Genomic DNA, 567 nt, shown 5'->3' with positions numbered 1-567 from the left:
CATTTGCTGCGAGAACAACGCGCCACTTTTTATCAACACTACTAAAGTTCCAATGGACCTCAGTGCCACTAATCTCCGGTGCACTGCCCGGTATAGGTAGAGGCACTGCTTCTATCCTTTCTACAAAAGGATAGACTTTTCGAATGCGGTCCTGAAACTCTACTATATAGCTGTCATCCCTGATGCGCATAATAGAGGGGAATTGAACTTGAGCTATGACGTACGCAATTGGTGCATTAGCGAGCGTCATCCTTTCTGGGATGATTCCAAATAGCGGATCATCTACAGAATTGTTCATTTTGTCCCCTCCTGAGGTCAGGAAACCCGATTCGCGGTGTGAAGTACAGTGTGAAGTGGGAGATTGGTAGCCGCTTAACGTTGATACTTTGGAAAAGGTCCGAACGTTGCCTGATCGTTCACGTAACGGCTCTTGATGGGTCGACTTTGATCAGCCTTTGATCACAGCAAGAACTTGGTCGATGTGCGTCCGCTGCTGCTGCGCGCGCCTGATCATCAGGCTGCGGGTCTTCTCGTTGTGCCGGGTGATCTCGTGTAGTTGATGACCCA

1 protein-coding gene is annotated in these 567 nt (G+C 49.2%); it reads right to left on the bottom strand.

From position 1 onward, the window contains the following. Positions 1–298: TIGR04255 family protein (locus CK240_RS17850; RefSeq protein ID WP_135058965.1), on the bottom strand; the 298-nt coding region annotated here is incomplete at its 3' end. Between the last annotated feature and the right edge of the window lie 269 nt (positions 299–567).

Origin of the sequence: Paracoccus salipaludis, assembly GCF_002287065.1 — a bacterium.
GTDB lineage: Bacteria > Pseudomonadota > Alphaproteobacteria > Rhodobacterales > Rhodobacteraceae > Paracoccus > Paracoccus salipaludis.
This window is presented reverse-complemented; position numbering and strand designations above follow the sequence as displayed.